The 14,274-nt window shown below is 46.5% G+C and carries 9 protein-coding genes; 1 reads left to right on the top strand and 8 read right to left on the bottom strand.

All coding sequences use genetic code 11. The features are described 5' to 3' along the window. Window positions 1–66: 66 nt before the first annotated feature. The 8 genes from M1K58_RS21105 to M1K58_RS21070 form a co-directional block, all read right to left on the bottom strand. On the bottom strand, window positions 67–2,166 hold the full coding sequence (locus tag M1K58_RS21105) for a DUF5054 domain-containing protein (RefSeq protein ID WP_256760860.1): 2,100 nt from the start codon (window positions 2,164–2,166) through the stop codon (window positions 67–69). Window positions 2,167–2,178: 12 nt separating this feature from the next. Beyond that, the gene (locus tag M1K58_RS21100; protein ID WP_256760859.1) at window positions 2,179–3,066 is read right to left on the bottom strand and encodes a carbohydrate ABC transporter permease; all 888 of its coding nucleotides are present in this window, start codon (window positions 3,064–3,066) and stop codon (window positions 2,179–2,181) included. Window positions 3,067–3,083: 17 nt separating this feature from the next. Then, window positions 3,084–3,965: an ABC transporter permease gene (locus M1K58_RS21095; RefSeq protein ID WP_256760858.1), complete on the bottom strand. Its 882-nt coding sequence runs from the start codon at window positions 3,963–3,965 to the stop codon at window positions 3,084–3,086. A gap of 70 nt (window positions 3,966–4,035) precedes the next feature. Further along, window positions 4,036–5,733: an extracellular solute-binding protein gene (locus M1K58_RS21090; protein ID WP_256760857.1), complete on the bottom strand. Its 1,698-nt coding sequence runs from the start codon at window positions 5,731–5,733 to the stop codon at window positions 4,036–4,038. 167 nt (window positions 5,734–5,900) lie between these two features. Next, window positions 5,901–7,580, bottom strand: coding sequence for an extracellular solute-binding protein (locus M1K58_RS21085; RefSeq protein WP_256760856.1), 1,680 nt, complete (start codon window positions 7,578–7,580; stop codon window positions 5,901–5,903). A gap of 16 nt (window positions 7,581–7,596) precedes the next feature. Beyond that, window positions 7,597–9,021, bottom strand: coding sequence for a response regulator (locus M1K58_RS21080; RefSeq protein ID WP_256760855.1), 1,425 nt, complete (start codon window positions 9,019–9,021; stop codon window positions 7,597–7,599). A gap of 13 nt (window positions 9,022–9,034) precedes the next feature. Beyond that, window positions 9,035–10,753, bottom strand: coding sequence for a sensor histidine kinase (locus M1K58_RS21075; RefSeq protein WP_256760854.1), 1,719 nt, complete (start codon window positions 10,751–10,753; stop codon window positions 9,035–9,037). A 48-nt stretch (window positions 10,754–10,801) separates the two neighbouring features. Beyond that, complete coding sequence (locus M1K58_RS21070; protein WP_256760853.1) at window positions 10,802–11,620, bottom strand: helix-turn-helix transcriptional regulator; 819 nt, start codon at window positions 11,618–11,620, stop codon at window positions 10,802–10,804. 118 nt (window positions 11,621–11,738) lie between these two features. On the opposite strand from M1K58_RS21070, the gene M1K58_RS21065 reads away from it, so the two are divergent. Continuing rightward, window positions 11,739–14,240 (top strand): beta-galactosidase, encoded by a 2,502-nt coding sequence (locus tag M1K58_RS21065; protein WP_256760852.1) that lies wholly within the window; start codon window positions 11,739–11,741, stop codon window positions 14,238–14,240. The last annotated feature ends 34 nt before the right edge of the window (window positions 14,241–14,274 follow it).

The raw sequence follows: 14,274 nt of genomic DNA, 5'->3' as shown, positions 1-14,274 counted from the left end.
CCATTGCGAAAGGAAACTGCCCGATACTCGGACAGCCCCTTCAGCTCAAATTCGTATTTTCGCAGCTCAAGCTTGAAGAACGAGAGAGAATCTAAACTTGGCGTTTTCCTCATACCACATCGGAAAATTCGTACCCCATACATTGTTGTAAAGAAGAAAGTGCATCCCTCCGTCTAATCCAGCAAAAGTGTTATCGTGCTGCAGCAGCCTTCCTTCCCCTGGAGAGACAAGTGCAGCGTCCAAAGTTTCGATACTCGCTCCTCCATCCGCGCCATGATAGAAGACTCCTCTGTTGACGGCATGAAGGTTCCGGTTTCCGTTCTTCACCACTTCCAACGGGGAAATCTCTTCCCCCAACTTGTCCATCTTCCACTGGTTCGGATTGTCCACTTTCGGCGCAAAACTGAGCCAAATCGCTTCCGGCAAACGGTTTGCTTGCTTGTCAAACCAATGCAAAGTCACATCCACTTGTCGATGATGTTTACTGAACCGGTACTCGATCACGATTTTTTCAGGGGCTCCGTACTGCTTGACAGCGATCGACGGCGCCCTCAAAATGACAAATACGATGTCCGCTTCTTCCTTATGAACGACCTCGAGAGATGAGACATGTGCGACGTACTTCCGATACATCGGCTGTGGATGCAAATTCTCCATGCCCGGTTTACCGAAATCAGAATCCGCCCAGCTGTAAGTCGTATCTATATTCTGAATATACTGCTCATACCAAGTATGGTAATTGTCCACACCGAAAGTTTCATAGGCGAACAAGCCAAGACGATGCGTATCGTCCGCCCAAACTTTCCCTGCGAAATCCTTCAGCATCTGAATGGAACCATCAGCCGAGAATTCTACTTCGAACGATCCGAACGAATAAGTTTCACCGGTAGCGATAGGCTGAGCTCCATCCGGGACAGCTACAATGGGGTCCAATTCCCTGAAAGATGCTCTAACCTCCGTTTGTTTGTCCGCGTCTAGGGCGGCTAACGCTTTACCGATATAATTTCTTTGCTCCTGCCAGGAGCTTTCGAACCGCGAATACGAAGCCTGAACTGCCAAGTCTTCTCCAAGCTTCTCCGACATCCCGTGCATTCGGAAAAAACCGAGATATCGGTATTTATCCGGTATTGCATCCGCTGACACGAGATCCGCTTGCCGAGCGGAGGCGAAAGATTCGGGCGTATAGTTTTTGAAATCGCTCAGAAATTTTTTCTCATCCATCCCCCACGTATGCTCCGCAATCAGCAGTAAATTGTCAGAGAAATCGATATACTCTCTGCTATCCAAGTCAAATCGTTTGTGTTCTATCCATTCGTTGCGCAATCGAAGTAGCGCTCGATATTCTGCTAATTTACGAGGATCGCTGGCAGTCCCGTGTATCCACGTATCCCCAATCTCTTCCAGAACGATAGGTAATTGATCCTTGAACGCTAGGAGTTTGCGAGTGAAATCATCCATTGTCGATGCCTTGACTGTTGCTCCGGGATAACGCTCTGATAATTCAGAGAACTGCCGCTGGATATCTTCGATCGAAGGTGGACCACAGTTGTCGCCGGTATGAGCGAATACCATGATATCAGTCAATCCTTCCACCTCTAGCAGATCTCCGTAATCCGCTGCATAGTTGACGATAATGTCCGAACCGTCCTCGCCCTTCCATAGGAAAACGTTAGGAACGCTCGGCATAGTCGAGGCAGGATTCACCCCCAGATGCAAATACTTAATACCGCCTCGCACCATATGCGGAATAATCGCCCTCGTATGTCCGGGCACATCGGTCATTTTGGAGGCAATCGTTTGCTTTCCAAATCTTGCATCCAAGCTATGGGACAAGGAAAGACCGTATTCGAACAATTGCGGATCCATCAATTCCGTGTGTGTAGTAAATGGAAGCCCATGCCAAGCGATAAATCCCCTTTGTATCGCTTGTTCCATTTGAGATCGTTGATCAACGGAGGCCTGTTTCAAATATTCATGGATTAGCCATGACCCTGTTGTCCATATGAAACCTGCTTGACCTTGCTCCTTAGAAAGCCGTTCCGCTAGTTCTATCGCCTTAGGAATATACTCATACCTATATTGATCAACCACGTTATGAGCCAGATCGGTGAAACCAATATCCAGATGCGTCTTAAAAATGACATGTACCGTTTCGATCTTTCTCATGCTTTACCTCCTTCATTCTTTTACCGACCCAAGGACGATCCCATGAATAAAAAACCGTTGCAAGAAAGGATAGACGATTAGAATAGGGATCATCGAGATGACGATTTTCGCGGCGTTTAACGTCTTGGAGGAAATTTGCATGATCTGCTTGATTTCATCCGGGTTCATTCTGCTCATATCGTTGATCTGCACAACTAGCTGCTGAATATAAGTCTGAAGTGGATAATTATTGGAATGATTCATTAAAATCAGGCCATCGAAAAAGCTGTTCCAATGCCCGACGATGCTAAACAGCGTTACCGTAGCTAGAGCAGGCAAAGAGATTGGGATGAAAATTTTGAAGAGCATGTACAGGTGTCCCGCTCCGTCCATGGCCGCGGCTTCCTCTAAATCTTTGGGAATGCCCCTGAAAAAGTTCATTAACAAAATAACATTGAATACCGGAACCGCTCCAGGCAATACTAGCGCCCACATCGTGTCCAGAAGATGTAGCTTCTGGATCACCATGTACCAGGGAATTAAGCCTGCACTAAATAACATCGTGAATACGAGAATCCACATGTAGACGTTCCGGCTTCGAAACTTGTTTGCCTCCCTCGACAAGGGGTACGCCATTAGAACGGTCATCAGAAAGTTAAGCAACCCACCGAGTGCCACGCGTTGAAGAGATACGCCAAACGCGGTAAAAAACTTTTGGTCCTCTAGAAGCTTTTCATAGGAGGACCAATTAAACCCGACAGGTAGAAGCGTGACCGCATTTGCGGCAGCTGCCGACTTCTCGCTCAGCGAGACCGCTATGGTATACCAGATGGGAGCCAAGCATAGCAACGAAATGATCCCCAGAATTACAAACAAACTACCGTATCCTAACTTTGCCTGCCACGTCTGAGCTCTAACCATTTCAATCTCCTACTTTTCTAGAAAATTCGATAATTCGCAAATTTATAGGCTAACCGGTACGAGACGATGATCAACAAGAAGCTTACGACGGATTTCATCAGACCTATAGCCGTGGCAAGCCCATATTGCTGCTCGATTAGCCCTGTCCTGTACACATAGGTATCGATAATATCGCCCGACTCGTACACTAGCGGATTGTACAAATTGAATATTTGGTCAAACCCTGCGTTCAGCACGTTACCGATCGCCAACGTTGCAAGCAAAATGATCGTAGGCAATAGAGTGGGCAAGGTGACATGGCGAATCTGCTTCATTCTTGCGGCACCGTCAATCGCAGCCGCCTCGTAAAGCGATGGATTAATGCCCGTCAGCGCAGCTAAGTAAATAATCGTATTGAAGCCGAATTCCTTCCAAGTATCCGTAAAAACGAGAATCCATCTGAACCAATGGTTGTTGCTCATGAACATGATGGGGTTTAAGCCGAAAGTGCTTAAAATATGATTAATAATGCCATCGTAGGATAGAAGGTCGAGTACGATGCCGGATAAGATGACCCAAGATAAAAAGTGTGGTAAATAAACGATTGTTTGAACGGATTTCTTAAACCACGCCAATCTCATCTCGTTAAGCAAGAGCGCGAATAACAAAGGAACAACTAACCCGCTAATGATTTTCATGCAAGCGATGACGAGGGTATTCGTAAAGACCTGTTTGCTGTCGGGAATCTGAAACATAAACGTAAAATTCGCCCACCCCGACCATGGCGAACGCGTAACTCCTAAAGCCGGATTAAAATCTTGAAACGCGATGACCGCCCCGAGCATGGGCAAAATCGCGAAAACGAACAGGATAGCCATGCCGGGAAGCAACATCAGATGAAGCGTCATATTTTTTTTCATGGAGGTTCACCGTTTCTCATCGATTAAAAGGGGCGCAAGCGCAAGCTCGCGCCCCCTTCGAATGTTCAAGCTACTGTTTCGAGGCTTCCGCCACTTCTTTCGTGATTTGATCTCCACCGAGACTCTTCCATTGCTTCACGAAATCGTCGAAGGAATCGATCGATGCTTCGCCGATAACGATTTTCAGGAACGCTTGGCTCTCCAGTTTTCCTAACACGGAGCCTTTCGTCTTCATCGTCGGTGTTGTTCCGTAGAACGCCGGGGAAACGATATTCGTAGTTCCGTCTTTCATCGGAATGACACCCGTCGTCCATGCGTTCGTCTCCGCCCAAGCCGCAAGATCCTTCTTCGGGTTCGCCAGTTCCTTCTGGATCATCTTGACCCGTCCGAGGATTTCTGGGGACAATCCTTCCATGCTGTTGGCATCGAGTGCGGCTTTAACTTGATCATAACCGCGGATAACCGCGTCGTTATAGTCGAGTTGGAGCGCGAACGGCCAGTTCGCCCAGTTCACACCAAGGTCCTTATAGATATTTTGTGTTTCAGAGTAGATCGGATCCGCAGATCGAATAGCCGCTGACTGCACGTTTAACACTTTAACGACGGCGTCCGGATGCTTATAATCTTTGCGGACGACCAGGAATCTCGTCGTCGGAGCATCTGCGACGACGTTCAGCTTCCCGTCGGCATCGAGCGGTGCGTTGTATGCGATCCATTCCGCCTTCGGCTCGTTCTTTACCGAGTCGTTGAGCGGCCAGTACGGAATCCACCAAGGCCCGAACACGATGCCCGCTTTCGAGCTGGCCACTAGCGCGTTGGTATCATCAGGCTTGCGGACTGCGAACTGCTTGTCGATGATGCCCGCTTTGTACAATTCACTAAGCTTTGCAAGCGCCGTTTTTGTTTCAGGTGCAATCGAACCATTGGCGACATTGCCTGAGGCATCCTTGATCCACGTTCCCGGAAAAGCGCCGAACATCCCGAAAATATTGTTGAAGCTGTGGACCGTATTCCGAATGGTCGGTCCGGCCAGTCTGGAGTCTCCCAATAAACCGAACGTATCGGCTTTGGAATTTCCGTCCGGATCCTGCTCAATGAACGCTTTGGCGATTGAGACGATGTCATCCATTGTCTTCGGAGCCGGAAGACCAAGCTTATCGAGCCAATCCTTACGTACCCACATCAGGTCGTGCTGATAACCGATGTTTGATGAGGGTAGAGCCATGATCTTGCCGTCAAATGTCACCATGCCTAACAATTGATCTTGGAAGGATTCGTAAATCTCCTTCACCAATGGCGACGCATTTGCGTTATATGCATCCGTCAAGTCGGCGATTGCATCCGCTTTCACGAGTTGGGTCAATTGCTCGAGGTTAACCATCATCGCATCCGGGTAAGCATTGCTTGCGATCGTCAAACCTACCTTCTGAGTGTATGGGTCTCCCGGCTCGGATTCCCAAGCGTGCGTAACCTTCACGTTCAACTTCTTTTCGATGTACTTCGTGAACTCGTTGTTTTCCAGCGTTCCGCCTTCCGGCAGGTTGTTGTTTGGAATCGTTTCTTTCGCTATCGATAACGTCACGGGTTCAGCAAAAGCACCGTAAGGATCCGCCTGAGCTTCAGGCGAAGCGGAAGCGGCGCTTGCGCTTGCCTGCTCCGTTTGCGAGGGCGTTGCCTCGGAAGAAGAATTTGTATTACCGTTACCTGAAGCGCAGCCGCTTACCGCCAGAGCGAGAATAAGCAAACTTCCTAACCATTTTAGTTTCATGTGATCCCCTTCTTTCGATGTATTTACGTGTTTATCATAGCTACTATTAAAGGTCTGACGAGAGTGAATCCGATATGATGATAGGAGAAACTCGTCCTGAATAAAAAAAACAGAAGGCGAAATTACACCTCCTGCACACAGATTTCATACCTAAGCTCTAAACATTGTTATTTCAATGCATCTGTTACTTCTAGCGTGATTTGATCCCCGCCGAGACTTTTCCATTGCTTCACGAAATCGTCGAAGGAATCAATTGATGCTTCACCTAAGACGATCTTCAGGAAGGCTTGGCTCTCTAGCTTACCTAATACCGTTCCTTTGGTTTTCATCGTCGGCGTCGTTCCATAGAACGCCGGAGAAACGATATTCGTAGTGCTTTCTTTCAACGGAATGATGCCCGTCGTCCATGCGTTCGTCTCCGACCAAGCCGTGAGGTCCTTCTTCGGATTACTTTGCTCCTTCATAATCTGCTTATACTTGCTAAGCCCTTCCGCCGACAGACCGACTGGGCTCTCAGCATCCAAAGCCGCTTTCACTTTATCGTATCCACGGATAACCGCATCGTTGTAGTCAAGCTGCAGGTTGAACGGCCAGTTCGCCCAGTTCACGTCCAGATCCTTATAGATCGCTTTCGTTTCCTCGAAGATCGGGTCGGCCGAGCGAATCGCTGCGGACTGCACGTTCAATACTTTAACGACGGCCTCTAGCTGCTCGTAGTCTTTGCGGACGACCAGAAACTTTGTCGCCGGCGCGTCAGCAACAACGTTCAGCTTTCCGTCAGTATCGAGTGGCGCATTGTATGCTATCCATTCCGCCTTAGGCTCGTTTTTCACCGAGTCGTTAAGCGGCCTGTACGGAATCCACCAAGGGCCGAACACGATGCCAGCTTTCGAGCTTGCAACTAGCGCGTTGGTGTCCTCCGAGCTGCGGAAAGCGAATTGCTTGTCGATAATACCCGCAGCATATAATTCCGCCAGCTTAGCTAGCGCAGACTTCGTCTCCGACGCAATGGAACCATAGACGATATTGCCGGTAGCATCTTTGACCCAGGTTCCCGGATAAGCACCGAACATCCCAAAAATATTGTTGAAACTGTGGACCGTATTATGTATGCTCGGTCCCGCCATTCTGACATCCCCCAGTAAACCGAATGTATCGGCCAAGGAATTGTCGTCAGGGTCTTGTTCGATGAACGCTTTGGCGATGAGGATGATATCGTCCAACGTCTTCGGTACTGGAAGTTCAAGCTTATCTAGCCAATCCTTACGAACCCACATCAAGTCATGCTGATAACCGATGTTCGATCCGGGTAGCGCCATGAGCTTTCCGTCGAATGTCGCCATTTCCAGCAATTGATCTTGATACGAGCTGTAAATCTCTTTCACTAATGGCGAAGCATACGCTTTATACACTTCTGTTAAGTCGGCAATTGCATCCGCTTTCACTAGTTGGTTTAAATGGTCCAGATTGACCATCATTGCATCCGGGTAAGCGTTGCTCGCTATCGTCAAGCCTACCTTTTGTGTATATGTATCACCCGGCTCCGATTCCCAGGCGTGCGATACGATCACGTTAAGCTTCTTTTCGATAAACTTCGTGTATTCGTTGTTTTCCAGCGTTCCTCCATCCGGCAAATTATTGTTCGGAATCGTTTCTTTAGCAATGGAAAGGGTGACGGGCTCCGCAAATGAACCGTAAGGATCTGCTTGGTGAACTACCGAGTTAACATCTCTATTATCGTTTGCCTGTTCGGCTTGCGAGGATGACTCTAGTTCCCCGTTACTGGAAGTGCAGCCGCTTACCGCTAGCGCAATTATAAGCAAGTTTCCTAACCCTTTTATTTTCAATTTCAAATTCCTCTCTTTACACCGTCTGCATACGCGCTTCGTCCCTGAGTTGTTTTCTATAAGCTGTCGGAAGCATTCCCGTTTTGTTTCTAAATACTTTACTGAAGTATTTCTCATCCATAAAGCCCGTTTTTGCGGAAATCCATTGAATAGGCTCATCCGTTTCTAGTAATAATAGCATCGCTCTCTTTAACCGCTTATCTCTAAGAAAATCACTAAACGTTTGTTGAAGCACATTTTTGAAGCAAACGCTGAAATAGCTGCGACTCATGGACGCAATACCTGCAATCTCGTCTTGATTGATCCGTTCACTAAGGTTATGTTCCAAATAAACAACGGCTTTAGTAATATTCCGAATGATTTCTACTGAAAATATTTCTGCAAGAAGCTTTGATAGTTTCATTCGGGTTTGCAGTAACCAGGTTTCAAGATGATGCCAAGTCGGAAAAGGGGTCTTTACGGTCGCCAATAGATCATGATAATCATTGCGACGGAACATCTCCGCATATTCTTCGCCAATCATCGTTATAAACTGCCACGCTTGCAATCTAGAGCTACCCATCGATTGAAAATGCCTCAGTCCTTGTCCATAAGCATTATCGTCAAATAGCCAATAGAATGAGCGCCAATCAGCTGCCAAGAGATCCATACTCATCCTACCCGCTTGTTCCCTTAGATTCGACGAACTCAAGGATACTGTATAAACCTGCATTAGAGGACGGAATAGATAATACCATTCTTCTTCCACATAAGAGAGCAGCAATTGACCCATTTGTTCAATATGCTTTCCTTCATCATCGTAAACCTTTATGAGCACCCACGAAGGTCCCTGTCCCCCATACAGAAAATCGTTCACTTCCTTGTCCTCTTGAAGCGAGCTCGAACGCGGAAGAAACCACGTTCCCTCGCGGATTCGGATCAATTGTTCCTCCCGAAGCCACGAAATTCCGAACAATTGCTCTATCCCACTAATTTGATCAAGAGACAGGAGCAAGTAACCTCGCAACGGTATCGCAGACGTTGATGTCTGTGCAGCTTGTGATGCAGGCACGGTGCTTCTATCAAAATTAATCCTTGATGAGATCCTATGTAATGCCTCGTCCATTTTATCTTTAACTAATTTCGTTTTGACGATATAATCAATGGCTCCTAGCCTCATCGCTTCTTGTAAATAATCGAAATCCTGATGGCAGGTGAGGACGACGATTTTGACAGCAGGATAACGGATATGCATTTCCCTCATCAATTCGAATCCATCCATAACTGGCATCGTAAGGTCGACAAACATAAGGTCGATCACATTCTCACTTGCCGCTATAAGAGCCTCTTCGCCGTCGTTTGCCTCTCCGATTACCTTCATCCCATACTCATCCCAAGGCATCAATGTTATAAGCCCTTGTCTAACTAACCATTCGTCATCCACGATAAGAACATTCGTCATTCGCTAACCCCCATCAGTCGATGTGCAAAGGTATCGTTATCGATACCGACGTCCCAATTTCCGGCTCACTTTGAATATCCATCGTTAGCCGTTCCCCATAACGGGTCTTCAATACGCGAAGCACGTAATTCAACCCAATTCCCATGCCACTTTTTTTGCGAGGATCCGTCTCGCCAGTGAATAGTCTATCGAGAACTTCAGGCTTCATTCCTTTACCATTGTCCTTCACGACGATCCCAAGCTTATTCTGAGCGTTCAAACCAACGATCACTTCAATGATGCAATCATCTTTCATCCCGTGATATAGCGCATTCTCTACAAGGGGTTGCAAAATAAAGCGAGGGATTTGCACTTGCTTAACCGACTCATCTACCTGGACTCTAACATCGAATTTATAATTGTATCGAATTCTTTGAAGTGTAATGTAATCTCGAATAATTTCGATTTCATCGCCAACTGTTACCAGACTTCCCTCTTTGCCCAAATTATACTGAAGCACATTGGAGAAGATGGCGATCAAGCGGTCGATTTCTTCCTCACCGTTCAATCTGGCAATCCATTGAATCGTATTCAGCGTGTTATAAAGAAAATGAGGATTGATCTGATGGAGTAGCTTCTCCACCTCCAAGTCGCCGCGCAGCCGTTCCTTCTGCTTCACTTCCTCGATCAAGTCTTTTACTTGCTGCCTCATGTCGGAGAACCTAGACATTAACATGTCGAACTCTTCTATATTCGTTGATGTTTTTCTATGAGCTACGAGTGGATCGGAGAGTAGTCGGACTTCTTTATTGATTTGCGTAATCGGAGTATAGATCATTTTGAATATCGCATAGCCTAGCCACAGTGAGAGCACAACGGCCAAGCTGCCGATAATGAGAAGCTGTTCAAGCCACTTATTCATTTCCTGCTTAATGTCAGAATTCGGTATGGCGACCGCAAGCTTCCAGCCTTGAGGATTGTCCGTTTCGATAAAATAGGAATATTGTTGGTTAACCGTAGTTTCGGTGTACGTTTTACCGATAGCAAACTTCTCCGGATCGTCGCTGTACACGACTATCCCTTTATCATTGAGCAACAAGTGGAAAGCGTTCATACCGAACTGCTTTTTATTCAGAACGGTCTGAAAAAGCTTAAAATTCGTTTCCAAATAAACGAACACGGTGTCGAAACCGGCGACGTCCACCTGGCGCAGCATGGAAAAAACGAATTCCTTACCATAACGGTAAGAGGTCCGATGAGGACCATTGAATGTCAAATTCTTGTATGTCGTAAACACGGGGAGATTACTGAAATCAAATCCGGGTGTCACTTCCAAATTCTCAAATAGGATAGATTGGGAATTCGGAAAATAATAAAACATAACACCGACATTCGGATTAGTAAAGTTAACCAATGTTAGATTATTGGATATTTCCTCGCGAAGCTCGATCTTCTGAGATTGCTTGCTCTCCGTTAAATATTGATAGAACTTCTGTCCGATGCTGCCCTCATAAGATAATTGCACCGAAGCATAGCTCAGATTATCCAGCGCGCTCTGCAAAGCCATGCCTTCCTGGCGAAGGCTGTTCTGAATTCCGTTATTGATTTTATTTTGATAGAGCTTGGAGAAGGAGATGTAAGAAACGAAGCCCAATGTAATTAATGGCAAAATGGTGCTCAGCAGTAAAATAACGACCAGTCTTTTTTTGATTGAGTAAAACAGCTTCTCAAGCGATCTTAAAAATAACCTCAAGCTCCCGCCCCCTCCTATGTAGTGAATCCGTGTTGATGGGCTTGCTTCCTACTTCGGTCTTTTCATTTTTCCGGGAGTCATGCCGTAAGCCCGCTTGAACGCCTTGATGAAATAACCAGTTTCCATTCCAACACGTCCCGCTACTTCATGAACGGGAACCTCGTTGCTTTGCTCCAGTAATTCCGCTGCTTTTTGAAGTCGAATCTGCTGTAAATATTTCTGCACGGGCATGCCGAATTCCTTGCGAAACAACCGATTCAAATGCTGGGGGGTATAACCGACAGATTGGGCAACATCGGGAATTTGCATGGGTAGTGAATAGTGTTCATGGAGAAACGTAACGAGACGATCCATCACGCTAGATTTTACTAGTGGGCGGTCGAACTCGTTACGGGAAATAAAGTGAACTTCCATTAGTATCGCGTATAGAGCCTGAGAAGCTAGCCATCTTGTTTTCTCATTTTGGTATTCGCTTTGATGCCAGATCTCTTTGATTAGTTCTCCGATCCTTCGGGTTTCACTCTTCATTCGAATAACACTCACGTTTCCTAGACCCAACTCATCGATCAAACCCGAAGAAATATTTCCTACAAAAGAGATGAAGCCTATTATCCAAGCCTGTTCCCCCGTTGGATAGTACTCGTGGACGACCCCTTCGCGAACGAAGAACACGTCTCCATATCCGATTTCCCATTGTCCTTCTCCTTGTACCCTTAATATTCCACTACCTTGTTCTGTAACAAATAGCTGATGGGCAGAGAAGCCTTCCGTACGTACAATATATCCTTGCTCTTGTAAGCCCACGGTATAAACTTCAAGCGGTAGCTCGTAGGCACCATCCTTATCGGACATAAAACGAACAGACATGACGAACCTCCAATGTTCAATGAGTCATATTCATGTTCTTTTTCAACTCTTTCAAAATCCCTATATTTCATATTAACATGAAAGATAAATAAAGATAAATAGAGAGGATAATATAAGAATGTTCGATAACAACAATTTTTCAGATCAAGTAAAATATGATCACAAAGGCTTTCTGATCGACGGAAAAAGGACATTTCTCGTCTCCGGAACGATACATTATTTCCGAATTCCGAAGGAGCTTTGGAGAGATCGGTTAGAGAAGGCACGTCAATTCGGACTGAATTGTATCGAAACCTACGTAGCATGGAACGTCCATGAACCGGAGGAAGGCAAATTCGAGTTCGAGGAAAACAACGACTTGGAGCAATTCATAACATTAGCCAAGGAATACGGTCTTTATGTCATTTGCCGTCCTGGCCCCTATATTTGCGCGGAATGGGATTTCGGTGGATTCCCATCCTGGCTACTTCAGAAGAAAGGGCTTGTTCCAAGAAGAAACAATGCCGTATATCTGAAGTACGTACGCCGCTGGTTCGATATTCTATTGTCCCGGCTACGGCCTCATTTAATTACAGTCGGCGGTCCTATTATCATGATGCAGGTCGAGAACGAGCTGGCTAACATCCGCCTCGATGATAATGAGCGAAAAAGCTATATGAATGAGCTCGTGAAAATGTTTAGAGATAACGGTATCGACGTCCCTTACATTAGCTGCGAAGGTGGACTAGATGGTGGCTTGGAATGTATCAACGCTCATGATCCGGCTGAGCGCTTTGCAGAGTATCGTTCCAAATACCCACAGTATCCGCTTTTTTCGACTGAGTTTTGGCCTTCTTGGTACTCCACCTGGGACAAAGAAAAACCGGAACATGAACGTACGCCATCGCAAGTCGAGCAGGCGACGTGGAAAATCCTTTCCCGTGGAGGGGCAGGTTATAACTATTACATGTGGCACGGTGGGACGAATTTCGGCTATCGCTCCATGTATTTACAAACGACTAGCTACTTTAATGAAGCGCCTCTGAATGAATCGGGTTTGTTCAACGAATGCGGACGCCGAACACGGCGGATTGCTCGATTTGCCACAGCGATGGGCGAAACCTTGGCCGATTCCGAGTCGGTGTACGAGTTTCGCGAGAGCGACAACCGATTAATGTGGGACAATGTTGACCCCGAGTTATTCCTAAGTTGCCGATCTTCTCAAAACGGAGAAATCATTTTTATAGAAAACCTGACATCCATAGCGAGGACAGCTCGTTTTCGCTACATGGACAAGATCATCTCTCTCCCCTTAACTTCAGGTGCGTGCGTTCCGATCATTCGCAATCTTCAACTATCGGATGGTCTTGTGATTGATTTTCTATCCGCAACTTTATTCGCTAGGCAACCCTATGAAGGAGCCACGACTATACTGTTCTACGGGGAACAGGGGCAGTCCGTGCAACTTGGCCTACGCATGAACGAATTTTATCGACATCAAGATGATTCCACTTTTCCAGCAGAACTTATTGATAGCGTACTTGTCGTTGACTTTACGATCGAATCCTTGCCCCAGCAATTCACAGTTACTTCGGCTGATGGACAAATATGGAACTTTATCGGAATTCCGTCCGAACTTTGCGATCGCACCTGGTTTCTGCCGGATAAAATCATCATGGGGACGGAACTGTTGGGATATGACGGAACGGAATACCATTGGAGGATTCAGAAAACGGATAAGACGTGGGTTATCGATCAACATGGAATCAGGAAGGAAACGTTTGGAGGGAATGAAGCGAGCTTGAATCCACCCGTCTTGTATGATTGGACATGGGCAGACGCATTTCCCGAGGCAAAAGTCGATTATGACGACTCCACTTGGGTCACGATGAGGAATCCGGAAGAGATGACTTTATTGGACTGTCATTATGGATATGGCTGGTATCGCACAGAAATCCAGTCCACCTCCGCTCGCAGCACAACACTGTTCTTTGAAGGCTATGCGGATAGGTTGCTACTTTTCGCGAATGAATCTTTGGTTGGTATTGCACCTCACACAGCCGAAGATAGGAGTCGGCATCCTTCATGGAGCGTATCCATCGATTTACTCAAAGGCACAAATATCATTGCCGTCCTGGCAGACAATCTAGGTAAAATCAAGGGGGATTGGCAGCTTGGAATGAAGTCTATGGATCATGAAGCCAAAGGCATATTCGCCCCTGTATATATCGATTGGAATAATAGGGAACCCAATTACGATTGGAAATTCCGTGGCTCGTTATGTATAGAGTCGAATGTACTGACCCATCCGGAATTGGATGAGGGTAAACTAGACGCTTTGCTTTGGAATGAAGGGAAAGAAACCGCACCACAGCCCGGAGCGATTTATTCAAGCCACTTCACGATCCCGCAAACTCAACTTGGGAAGCCTCTATTCTGGAAAATCCGGCTAACCGGTATGACCAAAGGAGTAATCTGGCTGAACGGCCACTCATTAGGTCGTTATTGGACAGACAACGGTCACGAAGACTATTACTTACCCCACACTTGGCTGCGCGCAGAAAACCGTATCGTCCTGTTCGAAGAACAAACAGGCGATATAACCAAGGTCCATATCGTAGTAGATTCTGAACTTATATAAGTAGGAGTAGCAAACGAGCCCAAGACTCACGTCT

This window comes from Cohnella sp. WQ 127256 (assembly GCF_024519285.1).
Taxonomy (GTDB): Bacteria; Bacillota; Bacilli; order Paenibacillales; family Paenibacillaceae; genus Cohnella.
The sequence above is the reverse complement of the archived record's forward strand: the minus strand, read 5'-3'. Positions and strand labels throughout refer to the sequence as shown.